The organism is Enterococcus sp. 2G9_DIV0600, assembly GCF_002140615.1.
In the GTDB taxonomy this organism is placed as follows: Bacteria; Bacillota; Bacilli; order Lactobacillales; family Enterococcaceae; genus Enterococcus_D; species Enterococcus_D innesii.
Map to the genome: position 1 here is coordinate 1981187 of NZ_NGLL01000001.1, position 23378 is coordinate 2004564.

22 protein-coding genes and 1 riboswitch are annotated in these 23378 nt (G+C 44.1%); of the genes, 3 read left to right on the forward strand and 19 right to left on the reverse strand.

The window, feature by feature from the left end; translation table 11 throughout:
* Nucleotides 1–73 precede the first annotated feature (73 nt).
* The 11 genes from guaC to purC form a co-directional block, all read right to left on the reverse strand.
* Nucleotides 74–1051 carry a GMP reductase gene (gene guaC, locus A5870_RS09455; RefSeq protein ID WP_005230038.1) on the reverse strand — a complete coding sequence of 326 codons (978 nt, stop codon included), beginning with the start codon at nt 1049–1051 and terminating at the stop codon, nt 74–76.
* A gap of 210 nt (nt 1052–1261) precedes the next feature.
* The gene (locus A5870_RS09460) at nt 1262–2176 is read right to left on the reverse strand and encodes an aldo/keto reductase (RefSeq protein ID WP_081118545.1); all 915 of its coding nucleotides are present in this window, start codon (nt 2174–2176) and stop codon (nt 1262–1264) included.
* A 169-nt stretch (nt 2177–2345) separates the two neighbouring features.
* Nucleotides 2346–3632 carry a phosphoribosylamine--glycine ligase gene (purD, locus tag A5870_RS09465; RefSeq protein ID WP_086292534.1) on the reverse strand — a complete coding sequence of 429 codons (1287 nt, stop codon included), beginning with the start codon at nt 3630–3632 and terminating at the stop codon, nt 2346–2348.
* A 16-nt stretch (nt 3633–3648) separates the two neighbouring features.
* Nucleotides 3649–5184 carry a bifunctional phosphoribosylaminoimidazolecarboxamide formyltransferase/IMP cyclohydrolase gene (purH, locus tag A5870_RS09470; RefSeq protein ID WP_086292536.1) on the reverse strand — a complete coding sequence of 512 codons (1536 nt, stop codon included), beginning with the start codon at nt 5182–5184 and terminating at the stop codon, nt 3649–3651.
* Nucleotides 5177–5761, reverse strand: a complete 585-nt coding sequence (gene purN / locus A5870_RS09475) for a phosphoribosylglycinamide formyltransferase (protein WP_086292538.1) — start codon at nt 5759–5761, stop codon at nt 5177–5179. Before purN ends, purH begins: the two co-directional genes overlap by 8 nt.
* Nucleotides 5761–6804: a phosphoribosylformylglycinamidine cyclo-ligase gene (purM, locus tag A5870_RS09480; RefSeq protein WP_086292540.1), complete on the reverse strand. Its 1044-nt coding sequence runs from the start codon at nt 6802–6804 to the stop codon at nt 5761–5763. The genes purN and purM overlap by 1 nt, the downstream gene beginning before the upstream one ends.
* A gap of 115 nt (nt 6805–6919) precedes the next feature.
* A complete protein-coding gene (gene purF, locus A5870_RS09485; RefSeq protein WP_010749590.1) occupies nt 6920–8344 on the reverse strand; it encodes an amidophosphoribosyltransferase in 1425 nt (474 codons plus the stop codon).
* Entirely contained in the window at nt 8329–10557 is a 2229-nt protein-coding gene (purL, locus tag A5870_RS09490; protein ID WP_170924086.1) for a phosphoribosylformylglycinamidine synthase subunit PurL, read from the reverse strand. The genes purF and purL overlap by 16 nt, the downstream gene beginning before the upstream one ends.
* The gene (gene purQ, locus A5870_RS09495; RefSeq protein WP_086292542.1) at nt 10550–11227 is read right to left on the reverse strand and encodes a phosphoribosylformylglycinamidine synthase subunit PurQ; all 678 of its coding nucleotides are present in this window, start codon (nt 11225–11227) and stop codon (nt 10550–10552) included. The genes purL and purQ overlap by 8 nt, the downstream gene beginning before the upstream one ends.
* Nucleotides 11224–11496 carry a phosphoribosylformylglycinamidine synthase subunit PurS gene (purS, locus tag A5870_RS09500; RefSeq protein ID WP_086292544.1) on the reverse strand — a complete coding sequence of 91 codons (273 nt, stop codon included), beginning with the start codon at nt 11494–11496 and terminating at the stop codon, nt 11224–11226. The genes purQ and purS overlap by 4 nt, the downstream gene beginning before the upstream one ends.
* Nucleotides 11487–12212 carry a phosphoribosylaminoimidazolesuccinocarboxamide synthase gene (gene purC, locus A5870_RS09505; protein ID WP_086292546.1) on the reverse strand — a complete coding sequence of 242 codons (726 nt, stop codon included), beginning with the start codon at nt 12210–12212 and terminating at the stop codon, nt 11487–11489. Before purC ends, purS begins: the two co-directional genes overlap by 10 nt.
* A gap of 214 nt (nt 12213–12426) precedes the next feature.
* Between purC and A5870_RS09510 the strand changes: the two genes are divergently transcribed.
* The 3 genes from A5870_RS09510 (at nt 12427) to pbp4 (ending at nt 15618) form a co-directional block, all read left to right on the forward strand.
* Complete coding sequence (locus A5870_RS09510; protein WP_081118538.1) at nt 12427–12861, forward strand: hypothetical protein; 435 nt, start codon at nt 12427–12429, stop codon at nt 12859–12861.
* 101 nt (nt 12862–12962) lie between these two features.
* Complete coding sequence (locus tag A5870_RS09515) at nt 12963–13568, forward strand: DUF1054 domain-containing protein (RefSeq protein ID WP_086292548.1); 606 nt, start codon at nt 12963–12965, stop codon at nt 13566–13568.
* 1 nt (nt 13569) lies between these two features.
* The gene (pbp4, locus tag A5870_RS09520) at nt 13570–15618 is read left to right on the forward strand and encodes a penicillin-binding protein PBP4(5) (protein ID WP_086292550.1); all 2049 of its coding nucleotides are present in this window, start codon (nt 13570–13572) and stop codon (nt 15616–15618) included.
* A gap of 47 nt (nt 15619–15665) precedes the next feature.
* Here the strand turns inward: pbp4 and purB are convergent, their stop codons facing one another.
* From purB to A5870_RS09560, 8 genes are all read right to left on the reverse strand, one after another.
* On the reverse strand, nt 15666–16964 hold the full coding sequence (gene purB, locus A5870_RS09525) for an adenylosuccinate lyase (RefSeq protein WP_086292551.1): 1299 nt from the start codon (nt 16962–16964) through the stop codon (nt 15666–15668).
* A 13-nt stretch (nt 16965–16977) separates the two neighbouring features.
* The gene (gene purK / locus A5870_RS09530) at nt 16978–18096 is read right to left on the reverse strand and encodes a 5-(carboxyamino)imidazole ribonucleotide synthase (protein ID WP_170924085.1); all 1119 of its coding nucleotides are present in this window, start codon (nt 18094–18096) and stop codon (nt 16978–16980) included.
* The gene (gene purE, locus A5870_RS09535; protein WP_086292555.1) at nt 18089–18577 is read right to left on the reverse strand and encodes a 5-(carboxyamino)imidazole ribonucleotide mutase; all 489 of its coding nucleotides are present in this window, start codon (nt 18575–18577) and stop codon (nt 18089–18091) included. The genes purK and purE overlap by 8 nt, the downstream gene beginning before the upstream one ends.
* 329 nt (nt 18578–18906) lie before the next feature.
* A complete protein-coding gene (locus A5870_RS09540; protein WP_081118532.1) occupies nt 18907–20211 on the reverse strand; it encodes a nucleobase:cation symporter-2 family protein in 1305 nt (434 codons plus the stop codon).
* On the reverse strand, nt 20211–20792 hold the full coding sequence (locus A5870_RS09545) for a xanthine phosphoribosyltransferase (RefSeq protein ID WP_081118531.1): 582 nt from the start codon (nt 20790–20792) through the stop codon (nt 20211–20213). Before A5870_RS09545 ends, A5870_RS09540 begins: the two co-directional genes overlap by 1 nt.
* A 77-nt stretch (nt 20793–20869) precedes the next feature.
* Nucleotides 20870–20967, reverse strand: a riboswitch (purine riboswitch).
* 82 nt (nt 20968–21049) lie between these two features.
* Nucleotides 21050–21727: a hydrolase gene (locus A5870_RS09550; RefSeq protein ID WP_077453802.1), complete on the reverse strand. Its 678-nt coding sequence runs from the start codon at nt 21725–21727 to the stop codon at nt 21050–21052.
* 20 nt (nt 21728–21747) lie between these two features.
* The gene (locus A5870_RS09555) at nt 21748–22353 is read right to left on the reverse strand and encodes a glycoside hydrolase family 73 protein (RefSeq protein WP_077453803.1); all 606 of its coding nucleotides are present in this window, start codon (nt 22351–22353) and stop codon (nt 21748–21750) included.
* On the reverse strand, nt 22350–23360 hold the full coding sequence (locus A5870_RS09560) for a M15 family metallopeptidase (protein WP_086292557.1): 1011 nt from the start codon (nt 23358–23360) through the stop codon (nt 22350–22352). The genes A5870_RS09555 and A5870_RS09560 overlap by 4 nt, the downstream gene beginning before the upstream one ends.
* Nucleotides 23361–23378: the final 18 nt, after the last annotated feature.

The following is a 23378-nucleotide window of genomic DNA, read 5'->3' on the forward strand; positions in this document are numbered from 1 at the left end:
AACAGAAAAACAAAATGGTTCTTCCAACAAAAAAAGAAACGACCGCTAAAAGGCCGTTTCTTCAGTATCCAGCTTAAATAGTATCTCCATTGAAAATCGAATTCTTCACGATAACGTAATCCACTTTACGAATCGATTCTAAATCTTTTCCACCTGCATAAGAGATCGATGACTGCAAGTCTTGCTGCATTTCAACTAACGTGTCTTTCAAAGAACCTTTGTATTGAATCCAAATTTTCTTTCCTTCCACGTTTTTCTTTTCGCCTTTTTGAAATTCCGATGCAGAACCAAAGTATTCTTTCATCACAACGCCATTTTCTACCTTGGTTTCCCCTGGTGATTCTTCATGACCTGCAAACAATGAACCGATCATGACCATGGTTGCACCAAAGCGGACAGATTTAGCGATATCGCCGTGTGTTCGAATGCCTCCATCTGCAATGATTGGTTTGCGAGCAGCTTTGGCACACCAGCGTAGTGCTGCCAATTGCCATCCGCCAGTTCCGAAACCAGTTTTGATTTTTGTGATACAAACTTTCCCAGGTCCAATGCCGACTTTCGTTGCATCTGCGCCAGCGTTTTCCAATTCACGAACTGCTTCTGGCGTTCCAACATTTCCAGCGATCACAAACGTTGCTGGTAAATGCTTCTTGATGTGTTGAATCATATTGATCACGGCGTTTGAGTGGCCATGAGCAATATCGATCGTAATAAAATCAGGAACAAGCTCTTTGTCAGCTAGTTCTTCCACAAAGGCATATTCATTTTCTTTGACACCCACACTGATAGAAGCAATCAAGCCGCGGCTTTTCATTTTTTTGATAAATGGAATCCGTGCTTCTTCATCAAAGCGGTGCATAATATAAAAATAGCCATTTTCAGCTAAAAATTCTGCGATTGAATCATCAATAATTGTTTGCATATTTGCAGGAACAACAGGCATTTTAAACGAGTGTCCGCCTAATGTCACCGTGGTATCACATTCTGAACGGCTGTTCACGATACACTTATTAGGAATCAGTTGTATATCTTCGTAATCAAAAACTTTCATGTCAAACATAAAAATATCCTCCAAATCTTACTAAGAGTGAAGCAAGCATCAAATGGCATCAGCCTATTTTTAACGCCCACAACAATTTAAACCACCTGGAAATGAAATACAAGCTTTTTAGAAATACTTTTCCAAAAAAAAGGATGAATGTTCGTGTTTGACGAACATTCATCCTTATAACTACTGAATAAAACGGAGTTTACGGATAAATTAAGGCAAGATGTTCCCTGCTGCTTTATACACTTCATACCATTCATGGCGGGTCAATACGATTGAAGAAGCTTGCGCGATTTCTTCGATTCGATGCGGGGTCATTGTTCCGGCAATCACTTGCATATTTGCTGGATGACGTAAGATCCACGCAGAGGCAATACCTGTCGGTGTCGTTTGATACTTGTCCGCTAGTTCGGTCAATTTTTCGTTTAACTCTGGGAATTTCTCGTTACCGATAAAGACCCCTTCGAAGAAACCATACTGATACGGAGACCAAGCTTGGATCGTCATCTCATGCAAGCGAGAATATTCAAGAATTTCTCCATCATGATCGACACTACCAGCATCCGTCATGTTGACATGAATTCCTTGATCGATCATTCCCGTATGCATGATCCCGAATTGCAGCTGATTCGCTACTAAAGGTTGGGAAACATATTTTTTCAATAGCTCGATTTGACCAGGTTTTTGATTGCTGACACCGAAGTATTTCACTTTGCCGTCTTTTTCTAATTGATCAAAGGCAGCTGCCACTTCTTCTGGTTCAAACAAAGTATCAGGACGATGCAGCAATAGCGCATCCAAATGATCGGTTTTCAATCGTTGCAAACTACCTTCCACAGAAGAAATGATATGCTCTTTCGAAAAATCAAACATTTCACCTGGAACGATGCCACATTTTGATTGAATGAACAAATCTTCTCTTTTGGCATCCGTTTTTGCTAACGCTTCCGCAAAAATCGTTTCACACTCCCCGCGACCATAAATATCCGCATGGTCAAAGAAGGTAATGTCATTTTCAATCGCAGTCGTCAAGACCTTCACAGGATCTTTGGCATTGTTGATTCGCATCAAGCCTAAAATCACACTAGATACTTCTAAATCAGTAGGACCGAATTTAATATTTTTCACGTAAAGTTCCTCCTTATTTAAACTACACTCCTATTTTAGCACAACAAGATGAAAACGCTATACCAACGTCAAAAAAACCTCCCATAAAACGAAAACCACCAGCACAACCGATCGGTTCTACTGGCAGTCCTCCTATCATTACAGTTTGCGTTACACACAGAAAGGTTCTTTACTTCATCGCCTTTGATGAGTTGCTATATTGCAAGGCTTTATCGCCGATATCGTTTCGATAATACAAGCCAGATAACGACAACTTGCTGATTGCTTCATAGACGTTCTTTTGTGCAGTAGCTAAATCCTCAGCTGAAGCTTCCACAAGAAAAACGCGCCCACCAGCTGCCGTCAAACCACCTTGGTTGGCAGCTTCATCCACTCCTGCATAAAAGAATTGTATTCCTTCTCCTTGAGGGCTTGGGACAGGCATTCCTTGCTGATACTTGCCTGGATATCCTTGCGATGCAATCACGACACCGATCGAAGCCGATTGATTCCATTGGATCGCGGGCACTCGATCCTGCAATAGATCATTAATGATTTGGGCCAGACTGCTTTCTAAACGACTTAACACGACTTGTGTTTCTGGATCGCCGAAACGCGCATTGAATTCGATGACTTTCGGTCCATCATTGGTAGCAATCAGACCTGCATAGAGAATCCCCGTAAACGGTGTCTTATTACGAATCATCCCTTTTGCTGCAGGAAGTAAAACTTCTGCTACTGCTTGATCGACCATTTCTTGAGGTATCTGCGGTACCGGTGTGTATGCCCCCATACCTCCTGTATTCGGCCCTAAATCGCCATCAAAGGCACGTTTATGGTCTTGAGCAATGACCATTGGATAGACGGCTTCGTCCTTAACAAACGCCAAGAGAGAAAACTCTTCGCCAGCCAAAAACTCTTCGATCACCACTTTTGCACCACTTTCACCGAAAGCATTTTGCTCTAGCATCGCTTCGACAGCCGCATTCGCCTCATCAACGGTTTCAGCGACGACTACGCCTTTGCCCGCCGCTAAACCATCTGCTTTGATAACGATTGGTGCACCTTTAAGCTGGATATAGGCTTTTGCTTGCGCACTATCTGTAAAACTTTGGTAATCTGCTGTCGGAATCTGATTGTCCCGCATCAATTCTTTGGCAAACTCTTTTGATCCTTCAATCATCGCTGCTTGTCGATTGGGGCCAAAAATTGCCAAGCCCGCCGCCTGAAAATCATCTACGATGCCATTTAGTAACGGAACTTCCGGACCAACGAAGGTCCAATCAACCTCCTGCTCTTGAGCAAAAGCAATTAGGCTTTCATGATCGGACTCTTCAATTGCGACTGTCAGGATCCCGTCTTTTCGCATACCGGGATTACCCTTCGCACAAAAGACTGTTTCCACTTGAGGATCCTGCAGAAACTTTTTTGCGACGGCATGTTCTCTACCGCCACTACCAATAACAAGTATTTTCATCGTCTTCTCCTATTTCTTAGTGTTTAAAATGACGAACACCAGTAAAGACCATCGCCACACCGTATTTATCTGCCATGTCGATCGACTCTTGATCTTTGATACTGCCACCAGGTTGAATAATCGCTTTGATTCCTTGTTTCGCTGCATATTCAACACTGTCATCCATTGGGAAAAAGGCGTCGCTTGCCAGCACTGAACCAGCCAATTTATTGTTTTCACGGGCTTGTTCCACAGCGATTTTCACTGAACCCACGCGGTTCATTTGACCAGCGCCGATCCCAACGGTTTGCTGTTGATTGGCTAAAACGATAGCATTAGACTTCACGTGTTTCACCGCTTTCCAAGCAAATGCCAAAGCTGCGATTTCTTCTGGTGTCGGCTTTCTTTTGGTCACCACGGTCCAATCTTCTGGTGTTTCTATTTGATCATCTGGTTCTTGCACCAATAAGCCCCCAAGGACAGAGACAACTTCTGGCTGTTTGGCTGCTTTCTGGAAATCAACAACCAGCAGGCGCAGATTTTTTTTCTTCGTTAAAATTTCTTGTGCTTCTTCTTCAAATGCAGGTGCAATAATGATCTCAAGAAAAATCCGCTGCAGTTGCTCCGCAGTTGCCACATCAACTGGACGATTCAAGACGATGATCCCGCCAAAAATCGACACTGGGTCTGCTTCGTAAGCTTCTTGGAAAGCTTCAGCAATCGTTTCTCCACTTCCAATCCCACATGGATTCATGTGCTTGAGGGCTACCGCAGTTGGCTCTGTAAATTCTTCTGCGATCCGCAAGGCAGCATCAGCATCTTTAATGTTGTTATAAGACAATTCTTTGCCGTGGATTTGTTTTGCGCTGGCAATCGAATATGGCACGGGTAGTGCGTCTTGATAGAAGGAAGCTTTCTGATGGCTATTTTCACCATAACGCAATGTTTGTTTCAAAACATAGGTTTTCGTCAAGGTCTCCGTTTCTGTTTCAGCCACCGCTTTGGTCAAGTATTCACCAATCAAGGCATCGTAGGCTGCGGTATGGCGGAAGACTTTGGCAGCTAATTTCTTTCTTGATGCCAACGTCGTATTGCCTTCCTTCAGCTCAGCTAATACCCAGTCGTAATCCTTGGGATCAACGACAACAGTTACTGAGGCATGGTTTTTCGCCGCAGAACGCAGCATGCTTGGTCCGCCGATGTCGATATTTTCGATTGCGTCGGCTTCAGTGACATCAGGCTTGCTGATGGTTTCTTTAAATGGATAAAGATTGACGACAACGAGGTCGATTGGTAAAATACCGTGCTCAGCCATTGCCTCCATATGAGAAGGCAGATCACGTCGCCCTAACAGACCCCCATGCACCCGCGGATGTAGCGTCTTGACCCTACCGTCCATCATTTCAGGAAATTCTGTGATCGCTTCGATGCCGATCGGTTGAAGCCCTGCTTTCTCTAAGACGGTTTTGGTCCCGCCAGTTGAAATGATCTCAAATCCTAAATTGGTCAATTCTTGGACAAATGGTACCAGTCCTTCTTTGTCAGACACACTGATTAATGCACGTTTATTCACGATTTGATAGCCCCTTTTCCACAATTTCAGCTAAAACAGCTGGATAGATTTGGTGTTCCACTTGATGAATTTTCTCTGTCACACTTGTTAATGTATCGTCGGTGTCGATCCGAACGATTTCTTGGGCAATGATTGGCCCTGTGTCAATGCCAGCATCGACATAATGAACCGTCACCCCCGTCACTTTCACGCCATAAGCGAAGGCATCGGCAATCCCAGACTTACCTGGGAAGCTTGGCAACAAGGAGGGATGGATATTGATGACTCGTCCTTCATAAGCGGATAATAAGGTATTGCCGATGATCCGCATGTACCCTGCTAAAACAATAAAATCGATGACATGATCTTGCAATTCTTCGATCAATTTACTTTCAAAGGCTGCTTTTGACGCAAATGCCGCTGGCTCCAAGACAAGCGTTTCATAGTCTCTCGTGCGGGCTTTTTCTATTACTGGCGCTGTAGGTTTATCGGAAAAGACCAACCCGATCTGCGCTCCTTTGATTTTATTTGCTTGGATCGCATCGGCGATCGCGGTAAAATTGCTGCCCGTTCCAGAAGCAAAGACGGCGATCCTCATCAGACTGCCTCTTTGAAGCAAACGGCTTCGTTGTTACGTTTGGTCACTATACCGATCCGGTATGCTTGTTCTTCATTGGCGGATAGAAGTGTCATCACTGCCGCAACATTTTCTGGCGCAACGGCTAAGACCATACCGATCCCCATGTTGAAAATCTCGAACATTTCTTGGTGAGGAATCGCGCCATGAGCAGCGATCAGATCAAATATCGGCAACTGCGGCCAAGTGTCTAAGGAGATTTCTGCCGCCAGACCTTCAGGCAGCATCCGTGGGATATTTTCAACAAAGCCGCCACCAGTGATATGAGAAATTCCAGCGAGCAATCCTTCTGTCAATAAAGGCTTCAATGCATCAACGTAAATTCTCGTTGGCGTCAATAAACTTTCTGCAAGTTTTTGGTTGCCAAGTTCCGCAAACGTTTCTGCTCCTGTATAGCCATGCTGTTCAAAAAAGATTTTTCTGACTAAAGAGTACCCATTGGAATGAATGCCTGAAGAAGGCAAACCAATCAGCTCATCGCCTTCTTTAATGGTTTCTCCAGTGATCAAGCGACTTTTTTCGACGATCCCTACGGCAAAGCCAGCAAGATCATATTCTTCTGGTTGGTACATTCCCGGCATTTCAGCGGTTTCCCCACCAATCAGAGCAGCCCCCGCTTGCACACAGCCCTCTGCGACACCAGCAATGATTTGTTCGATCTTTGCCGGATCGTTTTTACCAACTGCAACATAGTCAAGGAAGTAGATAGGTTCTGCCCCTTGAGCGACGATATCATTCACGCACATCGCGACGCAATCAATGCCGATCGTTGCGTGCTGTTCTTGTTGGATCGCCAACAAAAGCTTGGTTCCTACACCATCAGTCCCAGAAACAAGTACCGGTTCTTTTAATTGGTACGATGATAAGTCAAAACAGCCACCAAAGCCCCCGATTGCCCCCATCACGCCTAGTCGTTCTGTTCGTTTCACATGCTTTTTGATCCGTTCGACTACTTCATAACCGGCTTCGACATCGACACCGGCTTTTGCATATGCATTTGCCACGTTCGTTCCTCCTCAATCATTCATCCGCTTTTCTTCATTCAGCTCACTCGTCGTTAACGTAAGCAAACCATCAGTCCTTCAATGCTTCGCTTGAAAAACCATTCTTGCCTACTTTTTATTCAGCTAAAGACGCGAGATAGTTTTCTTCATAATCATACAAAGGGGTTGGATAATCGCCATTGAAATAGGCCATACACAAGCCTGAGTAAGGTGCGTCAAAATCTAAACCGATCGCTTCGATCAACCCGTCTTCACTTAAAAAGGCCAAAGAATCTGCTTCGATTTTTTCACAAATCTCAGCTTCTGTGTATTTGGCTGCGATCAATTCTTTTCTCGTTTGAATGTCGATCCCGTAAAAACATGGATAGCGCAAAGGCGGCGAACCGATACGCACATGAACTTCTTTGGCACCTGCCTCTTTTAGCAGCTGCACGATACGGCGGCTGGTGGTTCCTCGGACGATCGAATCGTCGACTAGAATCACTCGTTTGCCTTCGACTACGCCACGAACAGCTGAGAGCTTCATCCGCACGCCTTGTTCCCTTAACTCCTGCGTCGGTTGAATAAACGTTCGTGCAATGTATTGATTTTTTACTAAGCCCAATTCATAAGGAATACCTGAAGCTTCGGCATAGCCGCTGGCAGCAGATAAAGATGAATTCGGTACACCAATGACCATATCCGCTTCGATCGGCGCCTCTTGTGCTAAGCGACGGCCCATATTTTTACGGGCACGATGGACATTGACGCCAGCGATGTTGGAATCAGGACGGGCAAAATAAATAAACTCCATCGAGCAAATCGCCGGCTGTACTTCTTGGGTATACTGCTCGATTTGAATGCCTGCATCATCAATGATCACGACTTCGCCCGGTCGGACATCACGAATAAATTCCGCACCGATGACTTCCAACGCACAGGTTTCTGAAGCTACCACATAGGCACCATTGACCATTTTCCCGATTGACAATGGTCGAAAGCCATTGGGGTCTAGTGCTGCGATCATGGCATTTTCGGTCAGTAAAAGGTACGCAAATCCGCCTTTAACTTGATTTAATGCCTCCTTGACCCGATCCATAAAAAGCGGTTCTTCACTGCGGCGGATCAAGTGCATGAGAATCTCTGTATCGGAATTCGAGTGGAAAATCGCACCAGCCTTTTCTAAGGATTTCCGTAGACTTTTCGCATTCGTCAAGTTGCCGTTATGAGCTAAGCCAATCTGCTGATCAAAAAATTTGAATAAAAATGGTTGAATATTATCAACGCTACCATTACCAGCAGTTGCGTAGCGAACGTGACCAATGGCAGCATCTCCTGTCAGACGCTGGAGGACACGTTCATCCGAAAACACTTCCGCTAGCAACCCTAAATCACGGTGGCCATTGAGTTTCCCGGCATCATTCGTGACGATCCCTGCACCTTCTTGGCCGCGATGTTGCAAACTGTGTAGTCCGAAGTAGGTGACACGAGCGGCATCTGGATGACCCCAAACACCAAAGACCCCACATTCCTCGTTGAGGCTCTTTACTTCATTAAACATGGAATGGCTTCCTCCCATTTCAATTTCGCCTCAGCAAGGGGCATCTCGATCGCATCATCTTGTGCTTGCATGCGAATCTGGCCATCAGCAGTCACTTCGCCGATCGCAGTTGCCGCAGCGCCTACCAGCGCTTCAAAAGCCGCTTGCTTATCAGGTGCGACTGAAAGCACAAAACGGGATTGGGTTTCTGAAAACAATTGTGCTGCTGGCAATGATACGGTCACATTTAGACCAAAGCCCTTGTCAAAGGCGGATTCGGCTAAAGCGATCGCTAAACCACCTTCGGCACAGTCATGGGCACTTTGAACAAGACCTGCTTGGATCGCTGCGGTAACCAAATGTTGGTTCGTTTTTTCTGTTTCAAGATCAAAGGACATTAAACGCCCAGCGATTTTTCCCGTCTGCAGTTTTTGCAATTCAGACCCATTAAAATCAGCATGGGTTTCACCTAAGACATAGATCACATCCCCTGCTGCTTGGAAATGCTGCGTCGTGATATGCGCCAACTCTTCGATCAATCCGACCATCCCAATAACAGGCGTTGGATAGACCGATTGTCCGTCTGTTTCGTTGTATAACGAGACGTTGCCAGAAATGACTGGCGTCTCTAACACACGACAAGCTTCTGAGATTCCGTCAGCAGCCGTAGATAACTCCCAGAATCCTTCTGGTTTATCTGGCGAGCCGAAGTTAAGGCAGTCAGTGATCGCCAATGGACGCCCACCGGAAGCGACGATATTTCGAGCTGCTTCTGCAACTGCGATCTGTCCGCCGACTTCTGGATCTAAGTAGAGGTAACGAGCATTACAGTCAGTCGTCATCGCCAAGGCTTTATTGGTTCCCTTGATTCGTAAAACAGCGGCATCACTGCCGGGGCCTACCACGGTATTGGTACGAACTTGCGAATCGTAGGTTTCAAAAATCGAGCGTTTCGAAGCGATCGTCGGCTGCTGCAGCAAATCCGCAAATACAGACGTTGCTGAATGAATCACTGGAACAAAGTCCGGTGTTTCCTTAAACACTTTGATCCGTGCTGGTTCTGCCATCTCTTTGTAGTAAGTCGGCGCATCTTCAGCTAAAGCATCTACTGGTAAATCAGCGACTTCCTGTCCGTGATGGAACAAACGATAGTTGCCATCATCCGTCACTTCACCAATCACGACTGCTTCTAGATCGTATTTCTTAAAGAGGGCTTCCACTTCAGCTTCATGCCCTTTTTTGACACAGATCAGCATCCGCTCTTGGGATTCTGACAACATCATTTCATAAGGCGTCATATTGGTTTCTCGCTGTGGGACATCATCTAACGTTAAGCGCAAACCTGATCCGGCTTTTGATGCCATCTCGGCACTCGAAGAAACCAATCCAGCAGCGCCCATATCTTGAATCCCGACTAAAATGTCCGAATGATCCACGATCAATTCCAAACAAGCTTCCAACAAGAGTTTTTCCATAAAAGGATCACCGACTTGTACGGCGGAACGTTGTTGTTCTTCTCCTTCGACAAATTCTTCCGATGCAAAAGTCGCCCCATGTATCCCGTCGCGTCCTGTTTTTGCGCCGACATACATGATGGTGTTCCCAACACCTTTGGCTTGCCCTTTTTGAATATCCTTGTGGGCAATGATCCCTACACACATGGCATTGACTAATGGATTGCCTTCATAACAAGGATCAAATGCCACTTCACCACCGACGGTCGGAATCCCGATACAGTTGCCATAGCCACTGATCCCAGCAACGACTTCTTCCAAAAGATATTTCGTTCTTGGATTGTCTAACTCACCAAATCGTAAGGAGTCTAAAACAGCGATTGGTCTTGCTCCCATACTGAAGATGTCGCGGATGATCCCACCAACACCAGTTGCTGCTCCTTCATAAGGTTCCACCGCAGAAGGATGATTATGGCTTTCCGCTTTGAAAACGACGGCTAGATCATCGCCGATATCCACGATACCCGCACCTTCTCCTGGTCCTTGCAGCACTTGCGGCCCTTCTGTCGGGAATTTCCGCAAAACAGGTTTGGAATTTTTGTAAGAACAATGTTCACTCCACATCACTGAAAACAGTCCAGTTTCGGTATAGTTTGGTAAACGTCCCAAAATATCTTCTGAGATCATCCGATATTCTTCTTGGGTCAATCCCCATTGCTCGTATAATTTCGTGTCTTTGATTTCTTGTGGTGTAGGTTCTTTTACGATCATTTTATCCATTTACCGGCACCTTCCCAAAATTTTTCAATAATGAAGCAAAAAACTTCTTGCCATCTTCTGAGCCTAATAAACTTTCCATCGCTCGTTCTGGATGAGGCATCATGCCTAGAACATTGCCTGCTTTGTTGCAGATACCAGCGATATTGTGTAGACTGCCGTTGACGTTATCTTCATAACGGAAAACGATTTGATTGTTGGCAACCAATTCCTGATAAGTCGTTTCATCACAATAATAATTGCCCTCACCATGAGCGACAGGAAGCGTAATGACTTGATCTGTTTCATATTCAGAAGTAAAAGCTGTTTGATTATTCACTTGTAGACGGACCGGCTTGCAAATAAAATGCAATGATTCATTTCTTTGTAAAACTCCCGGTAACAAGCCCGCTTCCGTTAAAATTTGGAACCCATTGCAGGTACCAAAGACAGGTTTGCCTTCATTTGCTAAACGAATGACATCTGACATGATCGCTGAAAAACGAGCAATTGCACCGCATCTCAAATAGTCACCATAGGAAAATCCTCCTGGGAGCAAAACACCGTCAAAACCGGCTAAGCTTTCTGCATCATGGCGCACATATTCTGCTTCTGCACCCATGATATCTTTGATTGCCCACATCAAATCAACATCACAATTTGATCCAGGAAAGACGATCACTGCAAATTTCATAGGGCTGCTTCCTCCATTTGAACCATTTCATAACGGTAGGTTTCCATATTGACGTTTGCTAAAAGTTTGTCACAGATCGCTTCAATCTCCTCTGCTACTGCTGCTTGTGTTTGCTTGTTGGAAGGTGTCACTTTGATTTCAAAGTATTTCCCGATGCGAATATCACTGACATCTTGATACCCTAAGCGATGAACAGCTCCTTTGACGGCTTCTCCTTGAGGGTCCAAAACAGATTCCTTATAAGTGACGTAAACTTTGACTAAATACATGTTGAATTCTCCTTTTCTAAACGATTTAAAACTTCTTCATAAACAGGAACGATGTCCCCTAAATCACGACGATAGACATCTTTATCAAGATGTTCATTTGTACCCATATCCCATAAGCGGCAAGTATCTGGTGAGATCTCATCAGCCAGGAGCAACTCGCCCTTCTTGGTTTTGCCGATCTCAATTTTAAAATCGATCAATCGAATGTTTATACTTGCAAAGATTTCCAGTAACGCAGCGTTGACTTGTAGCGCCAGTTTTTTGATCTGGTCCAGTTCCTCTTTTGTGGCAAGACCCAGATAGAACACATGATCATCATTGATAAACGGATCATCTAAGCGATCCTCTTTGTAGTAAAACTCCACGATCGGCTTTGGCAGTTTGGTTCCTTCTTCGATGCCCAAGCGCTTTGAAAAACTACCAGCAGCCGTGTTGCGAACAACGACTTCTAAAGGAATCATGGTGACAGCTCGAATTAATTGTTCGTGTTTAGACACTAATTGAAGAAAGTGACTTGGCACATTTTTATCCGCTAAGCGCTGAAAAAGATGCGCAGTGATCTGATTGTTTAGGGCACCCTTCCCTGCGACTGCATCTTTCTTTAAACCGTTCAGCGCAGTTGCTTGGTCCAGATAAAGGACTCTCAACACATCTTCTTCGTTGGTTTTAAACAATTTCTTGGCTTTTCCTTCATAAAGAAGCACTTCTGATTCCATAATCCACCTCAGTTAAGTATTATTTTTCACATAGCGATGACACACATCTTTATTTGCTTATTATTCTAACAACGCTGAAAAAGCGGGTCAACGATTATCTGTACATTTACATATTAATAAACACGAATGTTCGCCTTTTAACCAGTTGATTGAAAGCAGATTCCTCTTTAGAAGCAGCGAAGAATTTATAAAGCGTTTACAATATTCTTTTTTCATGCTATATTTAGGTCGTATTGTAGCTACATTCAAGGAGGAGTACTATATGTGGTCGCTAAAGAATCGTGCTGAACTTTTTTTAGCTCATTTATCAGACAAAGAAAAACAACAGCTCCATAACGAATTATTGGCCGTGCAGCAAATCCTTTCCATCAACCAACAAACAAGTTTCTATGTATTCAGTCCCTTCAAAAAAGGGGCACGTCCTCACTATGCGGAAGAACAAAAAAGAGTCTTACAATTTCAAAATGGCCGCAATGACGAATTGATCATTCACCAGATTCATCGTCAAAGCTTATTTAAACATACGTATTCTTTCCGTATTTATTTTAACTTAGAAGAAATGGATTTTTCTTTCTTGGATGATCTTCTGCATCTTTTGAAGGAACAAAGCCTAGCCCCTACCTTTAACTTAAGTCCCGCTGCGAATTAGCTAGTGATCACTAAATAAAAAAAAGATAAAAAAAACAAAAGCCCGAAATTTTACGGGCTTTTTTTGTTATACTGTTTTCAGACAAAAGAAAGGACACGATTATGCTATTTACAAAAGAGTCATTTGATGTTTTTGCTTTAGAAACATTAGAAGAAAGAATGGAAAAAATCCGTTCAGAGATCCAGCCGATTTTCCAAACCATCGGCGAGGCAGCGATCCCATTATTTGAAGAAAGTTGTCACGAACCTTTTTATTTGCATATTGCTCAGCATCGGCGTAGAACCGTCTACCCTCCTGCCGAAACGTGGGCGGGGATCGGCCCTAACAAGCGTGGTTATAAAATGGATGCCCACTTTCAAATTGGGATCAATCAAGCGTATGTTTTTGTTTGGCTCAGTGTGATCGATCAACCGAAAAATCAAGCAACGATCGCGGAATCTTGGCTGGCTCAAAAAGAATTATTTGATCAATTGCCAGCAGACTTTACGCTATCTCCTGATCATACCAAATACGATCACTTCCCTATCGCTATGTGGCCAACCTACTTAGAACGATTACAGAAAGTCAAAAAAAGTGAACTTCAGATTGGTAAGATCTTTCCAAAAGAAATGATCGAAGACGTTGATATGGCGGATATTTTAGCAGTTTATCAAACGCTGTTGCCGCTTTATCACGCCCGTTTGTCGGCACTAAAGGAGGAACAATAATATGTCAGAAAACCGGCGCTCTCGCAACGAAAAACCAGCGAAAAAACCTAAGCGTTTCGTCTGGCTGGCACTCCCTGCCGCCTTATTAGTACTTGGTGGCGGTTATTATGGCTATACAGTCTATCAAAATCGACAAGAAGAAGCAGCAGCAAAAAAAGTCCTCAATTCCTTTATCGATGCTATATCTGATCAGAAGTACAGCGATTTATCTGCTTTACTGACCGAAGAAAGTTTGGAATCAAACGGCTTTACCGCAGACGAAGTCTCAGCAAAATACGAAGCGATTTTCACTGGTATCGGTGCCGAATCATTTAAAGCTTCAGGAATTGAGGTAACGCCCGATGATAAGGATTCCGATCAATTCAATTTCCAATACAACGGTTCCTTAACCACCTCCTTAGGTGAATTAACAGAGCTGTCTTATAGTGGCACGATTACTCTGAATGATGATCAAGCCAAGATCGATTGGTCGCCTCAATTGATTTTTCCGGGAATGGAAGGCCAAGACAAAATCAGTATCTCGGTAGATAATGCCACACGCGGAGAAATCCTCGACCGAAATAATGAACCGCTAGCAGAAAATGGCACGCTCTATCAACTAGGCGTCATTCCGGGGCAGCTGGGTACGGGAGACGAAAAAACCGCCAATATCAAAGCAATCGCGGAGCGTTTTGACCTAACAGAAGATGCGATCGATCAAGCATTGGCGCAATCGTGGGTCCAAGATGAGTTGTTCGTTCCCTTAAAGATTATCGAACCAACCGATGAAATGCCAACTGGAACAAGTTTAAAAGAAACGACGGGACGGACTTATCCTCTTGGAGAAGCCGCTGCCCAGTTGATTGGTTATCTAGGGAACGTGACTGCAGAAGATATCGAAAAGGATGAAACGCTAGCAAGCAACGGTCAAATTGGTCGTAGTGGTCTGGAAGCTGCCTTTGACAAAGAGTTGCGGGGCGAAAATGGCGGAAAAATCGCCATCACAGATGAAGACGGTGCTGAAAAATCGGTTCTTTTAGAAAAAGAACGGGCAGATGGTAAAGATATCCAACTGACCATTGACGCACAAGCCCAAAAGACAGCTTTTGACGCCTTACAAAATCAGGCGGGGTCCACGGTCGTCACAGAACCAAAAACCGGTGATCTGCTGGTATTAGCCAGCTCACCGAGTTATGATCCCAATAAAATGACCCAAGGGATCTCCCAAGAAGACTACGATGCGTATGAACAAAACGAAGACTTGCCTTTCATCAGCCGCTTTGCTACGGCCTATGCGCCAGGTTCGACCTTTAAGACCATCACGGCAGCGATTGGCTTAGAAAACGGTACGATCGACCCTACCCAAAGTATTGCGATCGATGGATTGAAGTGGCAAAAAGACAGCTCATGGGGGAACTATTTTGTCACCAGAGTCAGCGACGTAGCTTCTGTCAATCTAAAAGATGCACTGGTTTACTCTGATAACATCTATATGGCACAACAAACCTTAGCTATGGGTGAAGATGCTTTTCGTAACGGTTTGTCGAAATTGATTTTTGGTGAAACGTTGGATTTACCGATTGCGATGAATCCTGCTCAAATTTCCAATGAAGACTCCTTCAACTCAGAGATTTTACTGGCAGATACCGGATATGGACAAGGAGAACTTTTACTGAATCCCATTCAGCAAGCTGCTGCTTATTCGGTCTTTGCCAATCAAGGAAAACTGGTTTATCCTCGTTTATTGAAAGAGACAGAACAAAAGGACAAAGAAGTCTTTAAAGCAGAGACGATTGAGCAAATCAATCAAGATTTGACGGCGGTTGTCTCAGATGTCAACGGAACGGCACACTCTTTGGCAGCGCTGAACATTCCACTTGCTGCCAAAACAGGAACTGCTGAAATCAAAGAAAAGCAAGATGAAAAAGGCCAAGAAAACAGCTTCTTATTCGCCTTCGATTCGCAAGATCAAGGATTTCTAATGGTTTCCATGTTAGAAGATCGCCAGGATAACCAATCAGCAACTGGTTTAGCCCCTGATCTATTGACCTACTTAGCTGAACATTATTAAAAAAAAGCCGCAACCTTAAGACGGATGTCTCAAGGTTGCGGCTTTTTTTATTCGGCTAAACCGACACGTTCAAAAATCGTGTCGACTTGTTTTAAATGATGGTTGTAATCAAAGGCATCGTCCAAGTCGGCTTTGGTCAACACATCCGTGATCGCTGGATCTGCTTCTAACAATGGACGGAAATCCGTTTGATCATCCCAAGCTTGCGCTGTTTTTGGCTGAACCAAGTCATAGGCTTGCTCTCTGGTCATTCCGTGATCGATCAATTTCAACATCACTCGTTGGCTGTAGATCAATCCAAAGGTCGCATTCATATTGCGCTTCATATTCTCTGGGAAAACGGTCAGATTTTTGACGATATTGCCAAAGCGATTCAGCATGTAATCGATCAAAATCGTCGTATCCGGAATAATGATCCGTTCTGCCGATGAATGTGAGATATCCCGTTCATGCCAAAGGGAGACATTTTCATAAGCCGTCACCATATGACCGCGAACGACTCTTGCAAGTCCTGCCATATTTTCAGAACCGATTGGATTACGCTTATGGGGCATAGCAGAAGAACCTTTTTGTCCTTTGGCGAAGAATTCTTCGACTTCCCGCGTTTCTGATTTTTGTAGTCCACGGATCTCGGTGGCAAATTTCTCAATGCTGGTTGCGATCAATGCCATTGCTGAGAAATATTCTGCATGTAGGTCACGAGGCAATACTTGCGTGGAAATATCTTGCGCACGAATCCCTAGTTTTTCACAGACATACTCTTCGACAAACGGAGGGATATTTGCAAAGGTTCCAACGGCACCACTGATCTTGCCCGCTTCGACCCCTTTTGCAGCCCGCTCAAAACGTTCGACATTGCGTTTCATTTCTGAATACCACAAGGCTAATTTCAAGCCGAAGGTCGTTGGTTCCGCATGAACGCCATGGGTACGTCCCATCATCACGGTATGCTTGTATTCTTTGGCTTTTTCGCCAATGATCGTCACGAAACGGTTCAAATCTTCCCGAATCAAATCGTTGGCTTGTTTCATCAAGTAGCCATACGCCGTATCAACAACATCCGTCGACGTCAAGCCGTAGTGGACCCACTTACTTTCATCACCCAAAGATTCAGAGACTGCTCGGGTAAAAGCAACCACATCATGTCGCGTTTGCGCTTCGATCTCTAAGATACGGTCGATATCAAAGGATGCTTTTTCACGAATCAATGCAACATCCTCTTTCGGTATCTCACCTAATTCCGCCCAAGCTTCATCAGCTAAAATCTCGACTTCTAGCCACGCTTGGTAGCGATTTTGATCGGTCCAAATAGCACCCATTTCTGGTCTTGTATAACGCTCTAACATGTTTTTATCTCCTTTAATCCCAAATATTGGTTTGATAGATTTCTTCAGTGGTTTCTGCAATATCTTCCGTCAAAATAGTGATATGTCCCATTTTGCGACCGGTTTTTGCTTCATCTTTGCCATAGTAATGAAATTGCCAAGAAGGTTTTGTGGCAATCAACTCATAGGTTTCTGTCAATTCATCGCCTAAGACATTGACCATGACTGCAGGTGAAAGCAAAGAAACTTCCGGCAACGGCCAGCCACAGATGCCGCGGATATGAGCGTCAAACTGACTCATGGAGCAAGCTTCGATCGAATAGTGACCCGAATTATGCGGACGTGGCGCCAATTCATTGACATACAAGCCGCCGCTTTTGGTCAGGAACATCTCGATGGCTAAAACGCCTTGCAGATCCAATGCCTTCGCAATAATATGAGCGATCCGTTTGGCTTCTTCCGCGACTTCTGGATCAATGTGCGCAGGAGCGATCGTTTGATGCAAAATATTGTTGCGATGGATGTTTTCTACCACTGGGAAAGTGGTAAAAGTTTCTCCATTACCAGCAACTAAAATCGACAATTCTTTTTCAAAAGGAATCCATGCTTCTAATTCGCAAGTTCCTTCGCGAAGCAAATTCATGGAAGGCGCCAAATCAGCCGTACTGTAAAGCACGTGCTGTCCTTTTCCGTCATAGCCGCCTCTGGTGGTTTTTAATACACAAGGGTAACCAATGCTGTCGATGGCATCTTGGATGTCTGTCGGGCTGATGATGGTGGCATAAGGTGCAATCACGATATTGTTTGCCTCTAAAAAGGACTTCTCTAATAAACGATCTTGGGTGATTGCTAACAGATCGGTGCCTTGAGGGATATGGGAATAAGGCAAAATAGAGTTCAATGCTTCAACGCTGACATTTTCGAATTCATAGGTGATTACATCGGCACGTCGAGCCATTTCTTCTAAAGCAAACACATCATCATAAGCAGCAACAATATGCCAATCAGCGACTTGGGCTGTTGGACAATTGGCAGTAGGGTCTAAAACGCCAACCCGAAAGCCCATTTCTTTGGCACTCATTGCCATCATACGACCTAGCTGTCCTCCGCCAACGATTCCAATCGTTGCGTTGGGCATTAAAGGTTTAATCAAGTTGATCACTACTTTCCAATACGATTTCTTTTAATGTATTTCTTCGTTCGTCTAATTTCTCCGCTATCTCTAAATCATACATGGAAAGCATCTGGGCTGCAAGTAGTCCTGCGTTAGTTGCGCCAGCTTTTCCGATCGCCGTTGTTGCTACTGGTACACCACCTGGCATTTGCACGATCGATAAAAGGGAATCCAAACCATTTAACGCGCGGGATTGCACGGGTACACCAATGACCGGCAATGTTGTTTTAGCTGCCACCATTCCCGGCAAATGGGCTGCTCCCCCTGCTCCTGCAACAATGACTTTGATTCCTTCTGCACGGGCTGTTTCGGCAAATTCGAACATCAAATCTGGTGTACGATGTGCCGAAACGACTTTTTTCTGATAAGGTATCGCTAACTCATCTAAAATCAAGCAGCACTCCTTCATTGTTTCCCAATCTGATTGACTTCCCATAATCACTGCAACTGCTGGTTTCATTCGATTTTCCCTCCAACGATTTTTTACTAGTTTCTTCTGAATAAACCTCAGAAGTAATTTTTACGAAAATCCTTTTGTTAGCAACCTTTTGTCGCTGCGTCTGAGATATCCCGAAGCCACACGGCTCTGCTAACAATCACTTTCACCTCTAAATAGTAACGAGTAGCCCGTGCATTGTCAAAATATTTTCGAACTATCAACGAAATTTACTTCCCATTGTTCGTTTTTTTCTCAATGATCCGTATTCATCAAGTCAGATAACCGATAATAAGAAAAATAAAGGAACAATGCAAAAAATCCAGACGAATCCTCGTCTGGATCAAATCAACTTACTGTTGCAAGCTCAATTCCGTCACTTCGTCTGTTTCTTTCGGCAATCCATTGAAGAACAGATTCAAAACAATGGCAGTCAAACTACTCATGACGATCCCATTGCCTGTAAACATTTGAACAGTTTCAGGCATTTGACTGAATAAGGTGGGCATCATATTGAACCCTAAACCAAAACCGATCGATACTGCAATCACTAACAAGTTCTTGTCATTCATAAAATCAACTTTGCTCAGCATTCGCATCCCTTGGACAGCGACCATGCCAAACATCACTAACATACCGCCCCCCAGTACTGCTTCTGGAATGATTTGCGCAATGGCACCGACTTTTGGAAATAACCCTAATACGATCAAAAAGATAGCTGAAAAGAAAATCGGGCGTCGCGTCTTAATACCTGAAAGTTGAACCAACCCTACGTTTTGTGAAAACCCAGTATAAGGAAACGTATTGAAAATCCCACCAAGAATCACTGCCAAGCCTTCCGCACGATAGCCGCGCTTTAAGTCATTGCCTGTGATCGGTCTCTCAGTGATGTCTCCCAATGCAAAATAAACGCCGGTTGATTCTACCAAGCTAACAATAGAAATAATGATCATCAAGACGATCGACCACAGATCAAAGGTTGGTAAACCGAAATAAAAAGGCTGAGGCAAATGAAAGACAGGCGCATGGGCAATGGCAGAAAGATCCACCAATCCTAAGAGCGCTGCTAGAATAGTCCCACCGATCAAACCGATCAAAACGGCAATCGAGCGAATAAAGCCTTTGCCAAACACCTGCACGCCAATGATCAAGGCAATCGTCACAAAACCTAACAATAAATTCGTGGGATCACCAAAGTTAGCAGCTGCGGCATCCCCTCCACCGATTTTAGTGATGGCGACTGGAATCAAGGTCAAGCCAATGACGGTAATCACCGTTCCCGTCACCAATGGGGGAAACAAGACTTTGATTTTCGAAAAAATGCCAGCGATTAGAACAATGAAAATCCCAGCGGCAATGATCGCTCCGTAAATCGCACTGATCCCCGATTTGGTGCCGATCAAAATCAATGGGGAGACAGCTTGGATGGCACAGCCTAAAACGACTGGTAGGCCGATCCCGAAAAAGCGGGTAACGACTAGTTGCAAAAGCGTAGCGATTCCGCACATGAAAATATCGATCGAGATCAAATACGTCATTTGTGCTTCATTGAAGCCCAGACCAGTTCCAATCAACAAAGGAACGGCAACAGCTCCTGCATACATCGCTAGCAAATGCTGCAAGCCTAAAACTGCTGAACGGCTATTCGTTTCTTTCATTAGGCATCTCCTTCTAAAAAGCTGACTTGTCCCTCAGACAATGAGGCGATCCGTGCTAGTGAAACAACAGGAATCCCCATTTCTTCAAGTAATTGTCGACCACTTTGGAATGATTTTTCAATCACGATACCGATACCGACGACGTTCGCTCCTGCTTGTTGACACAGTTCAATCAACCCTTTTGCTGCTTGTCCGTTTGCTAAAAAATCATCAATAATCAAGACCGTATCATCTGAAGATAAGAATTTCTTTGAAATCGACACTTGGCTGGTCACTTGCTTGGTAAAGGAATAGACAGATGCAGTCAGTAGCTCTTCATCCATCGTCAGACTCTTTGCTTTACGGGCAAAGATCATTGGTACTTGTAACTGTTCTGCAGTATAGAGTGCTGGTGCGATCCCTGAAGCTTCGATGGTCACTACTTTTGTGATGCCACTTCCTTGAAACCGTTGCGCAAAGACTGTACCGATTTCTTTCATCAACTCATAATCCACTTGGTGGGTCAAAAATTGGTCCACTTTAAGAACCCCTTCGCCCAGCACATTTCCGTGTGTTTTGATACGCTCAACTAATTTTTCCATCCTAGCTCTCCTCGTTCCTTTCTATTCCATCCTGAAAAAAAAAGACACTCTTTTTGCCAAAGCAAAAAAAGTGTCTAACAGGCACGATTTTTACTTATAGTCCGATATTTACGGTATCGGGTAGAGACTGTCGACCATATTTCGACGATATACAAGTAATTTTTAAATGATAGATTCGATTATGCCTGTCTTTGATTAAAAACACAAGCATGGAATGCCCTTTATAAATAAAAATATTCTCATTTGTGGATCATTTCCTACTCTGGCTTCTCCATATCACGATAGTGCTCCATCTTTTTACTGAAAAGCTCCCCATTGGAAGGTGGCGTGTAGGTGATGGCATTTGCGCCTGCTTCGATCGTTTCTACGATGCTTTCATCGGTTGGTCCACCGGTTGCAATGATCGGCAGCTTCGGATATTTTTTACGGAAGAAAGCCACGGTATCTGCTGTGTCCTTGCCAGCACTGATATTGATGACCTTCACACCAGCTTCAAGCTTGGCATCAATTTCGGTATACTTACTCGTTACGGTACTGATAACGGGAATATCTACAACTTTACAGACTTGCTCCACAGTTTTCAGTGGCGTCGGTCCGTTTAAAACGACTCCGATCGATCCTTGGGCTTCAGCAAACATGCTCATATAAGACGAGCGAAATCCTTGGGTCAAGCCCCCGCCGACACCAGAAAACACTGGAATGTCTGCTGCTTCGATGATTGCTTTCGTAATTGCTGGGTGTGGTGTAAAGGGATAAACCGCAATCACAGCATCCGCATTTGTATTACGGATGATCGCAATATCCGTAGTGAAAATAATGGAGCGGATTTGTTTGCCAAATATTTGAATACCGCTAGCCTCTCGAATAACTTTAGGCACTTTCACGATATCTTTGCGTAAATCAGTGGTGATTTTTGGCATATATTTTTCTTCCATAAGCAGCCAACTCTCTTTTCTTATTGATCAAATCGATTCAATTGGTAGGTTTCAATGACTTGAATGATTTTGCTGGCATAATCTGGATCCGTTGCATACCCTGCATCTTGTAAGGCTTGTGCGGCACTGCGGTAGTCGTTTGCTGTCAAGACATTTACATAAAGTGCAGGATTCCAATCCACACCATTTACAAATAACATCGTATGATCATCCATTGATTCTTCCCAAGTGTCATAGACACGAAAATCTCCCTGAATCGTGACCCATTCTCCATTATAAAACTCTTGGGTATCTAATGTCACCTTTTTTGAATGACCAAACGACTTGATGCCAAATAAATTATTGTATTCGCTGGCTAGAGAACTCTGACCCCAATCTGATTCAAGGATCGCCTGCCCGATTATGATACTTGGTAAAATCCCATAGCCCTTTTGCAATTCTTGTGCGTAAGGAGCGATGCGATCAATAAATTCTTCGTGAGACAGTGCTTCCGTGTTTGTTTCCTCCTCTTTTGGAAGAGGGTCTGCCAAACTATTCAAGGAAAAAATAAAGGCAATCCCAATTAAGAATAGCCCTAGAAAAACTAGCGGGAAGCGGGTCTTCTGTTTTTTTCGTCTTGCACTCATTTTTTCACTTCCTTTGTCTGACTAAACGCATTCTTGGCGAATAAATTGCCTCCATTCAGCAACAACTCATCTTGTGGACGATCACTACTTTTCTGGCTTTTAGCAAGAGAATCTTCATAGATCCAGTTTTCTTCCAAAGGATTTTCCAATTCATAGTATGACAGTTCTGCTTCTTTTCCAGCGATGTGTTCTTTTGCTTCTTCGAGAAACTCTTCAAAGGTCAACGCATGTTCCTCAATGTATGTCGCCACTTCGACTCCTACATATCTTAGATGCCATGGCTCATAATCGATTTGGGTTATATCATGTTTTCCTTTCGGATAACGGATGATAAACCCATACTCCCTTGCATGAGCTTGTAACCATTTTCCCCCATCAGTATCACCGAACCCCTCATTGAGCAGTTCACCTGTATGATTTTGATACCAGTCCTGATCGACAACATCAACAGCAAGCCCAGTATGGTGTTCGCTATACCCGGGTTCAGTAAAGGTCAGTTTCGTGATACGAATTGCTTCTTCTTTTGTATGACCTTGACTCATTAGGGTGTTGACATTGGCATTGAATATCTCCTCTTGATACGCTACTGAACGGTAGGCAGAGACCATCGCCAAAGGATGTCCCGCAGCTTTTGCAGCGTCTGCCAGCTTTTCATATGCTGATACGATGCGTTGATCGACGAGATAGCCATTCGACAACTTCCCCAAATCTTTTTGGGCAATTTCCTTTTCGATTTTATTGCTTGGTCCTACCAAAACCCATGACCAATCATCCAATGAAACGGTTGGGAAATTCTCTTCGTTCACTTCATCACTAACAGCTGCCTGCTCTTGGGCATCTTCTGCGCTTCCCATAGAAGCTTGACTGCTGGATTCTGATGTTGCGCTCGTCACCGTTTGATCGGTAGAACGAGCGATGTTTCCATTCTTAGTTGGGGTGACTGCGGTCACCCGGTTCACTTGAATGGTTAAAAGAACCAAGAACAAGAAGCCCGCCGCCGCAGCCATTCCATAATACTTTTTCAA

What these genes read in the sequence shown, in the direction of transcription:
- purE (WP_086292555.1), bottom strand. Translation starts at nt 18,577, where the DNA reads ATGAAACCAGCAGTTGCAGTGATTATGGGAAGTCAATCAGATTGGGAA.
- A5870_RS09545 (WP_081118531.1), bottom strand. Translation starts at nt 20,792, where the DNA reads ATGGAAAAATTAGTTGAGCGTATCAAAACACACGGAAATGTGCTGGGC.
- purN (WP_086292538.1), bottom strand. Translation starts at nt 5,761, where the DNA reads ATGAGGATCGCCGTCTTTGCTTCTGGAACGGGCAGCAATTTTACCGCG.
- pbp4 (WP_086292550.1), top strand. Translation starts at nt 13,570, where the DNA reads ATGTCAGAAAACCGGCGCTCTCGCAACGAAAAACCAGCGAAAAAACCT.
- A5870_RS09560 (WP_086292557.1), bottom strand. Translation starts at nt 23,360, where the DNA reads ATGGCTGCGGCGGCGGGCTTCTTGTTCTTGGTTCTTTTAACCATTCAA.
- A5870_RS09555 (WP_077453803.1), bottom strand. Translation starts at nt 22,353, where the DNA reads ATGAGTGCAAGACGAAAAAAACAGAAGACCCGCTTCCCGCTAGTTTTT.
- A5870_RS09550 (WP_077453802.1), bottom strand. Translation starts at nt 21,727, where the DNA reads ATGGAAGAAAAATATATGCCAAAAATCACCACTGATTTACGCAAAGAT.
- A5870_RS09540 (WP_081118532.1), bottom strand. Translation starts at nt 20,211, where the DNA reads ATGAAAGAAACGAATAGCCGTTCAGCAGTTTTAGGCTTGCAGCATTTG.
- purD (WP_086292534.1), bottom strand. Translation starts at nt 3,632, where the DNA reads ATGAAAATACTTGTTATTGGTAGTGGCGGTAGAGAACATGCCGTCGCA.
- guaC (WP_005230038.1), bottom strand. Translation starts at nt 1,051, where the DNA reads ATGAAAGTTTTTGATTACGAAGATATACAACTGATTCCTAATAAGTGT.
- purL (WP_170924086.1), bottom strand. Translation starts at nt 10,557, where the DNA reads ATGGATAAAATGATCGTAAAAGAACCTACACCACAAGAAATCAAAGAC.
- purS (WP_086292544.1), bottom strand. Translation starts at nt 11,496, where the DNA reads ATGTATTTAGTCAAAGTTTACGTCACTTATAAGGAATCTGTTTTGGAC.
- A5870_RS09510 (WP_081118538.1), top strand. Translation starts at nt 12,427, where the DNA reads ATGCTATATTTAGGTCGTATTGTAGCTACATTCAAGGAGGAGTACTAT.
- purQ (WP_086292542.1), bottom strand. Translation starts at nt 11,227, where the DNA reads ATGAAATTTGCAGTGATCGTCTTTCCTGGATCAAATTGTGATGTTGAT.
- purF (WP_010749590.1), bottom strand. Translation starts at nt 8,344, where the DNA reads ATGTTTAATGAAGTAAAGAGCCTCAACGAGGAATGTGGGGTCTTTGGT.
- purB (WP_086292551.1), bottom strand. Translation starts at nt 16,964, where the DNA reads ATGTTAGAGCGTTATACAAGACCAGAAATGGGTGCTATTTGGACCGAT.
- purC (WP_086292546.1), bottom strand. Translation starts at nt 12,212, where the DNA reads ATGGAATCAGAAGTGCTTCTTTATGAAGGAAAAGCCAAGAAATTGTTT.
- A5870_RS09515 (WP_086292548.1), top strand. Translation starts at nt 12,963, where the DNA reads ATGCTATTTACAAAAGAGTCATTTGATGTTTTTGCTTTAGAAACATTA.